Genomic DNA, 312 nt, shown 5'->3' with positions numbered 1-312 from the left:
TTTCGATTACGCAAATTTTGGGTTGGCATCTGTCTATCAAGAAGGAGCATCGCAAGCGCGCAGAGGTCATCATTTGATGTGTAGCTGGCTTTACCGGCGGGCTATCTGGGATTTGGGGGCCGCCCACTGTGGCCTATCTGACGGCCATTGGAACCGAAAAAAAAGAGCAAATCCGCGTTCAAGGCGTCATCTATGTGGCGGGCGCGGTGGTTCTTTTACTCGCCCATATTAAGTCGGGCGTCTTTACCGTAAGTACGGGGTCGTTTTCTGCGCTTATGTTGGCACCCGCCCTGTTGGGAATGCTCTTGGGGA

1 pseudogene is annotated in these 312 nt (G+C 53.2%); it reads left to right on the top strand.

The window, feature by feature from the left end:
• Positions 1-312, top strand: a pseudogene (locus AB9F29_RS21885) (sulfite exporter TauE/SafE family protein); the annotation flags it as partial.

The sequence above is a fragment of the Falsihalocynthiibacter sp. S25ZX9 genome (genome assembly GCF_041205405.1).
Lineage (GTDB): Bacteria > Pseudomonadota > Alphaproteobacteria > Rhodobacterales > Rhodobacteraceae > Falsihalocynthiibacter > Falsihalocynthiibacter arcticus.
The sequence above is the reverse complement of the archived record's forward strand: the minus strand, read 5'-3'. Positions and strand labels throughout refer to the sequence as shown.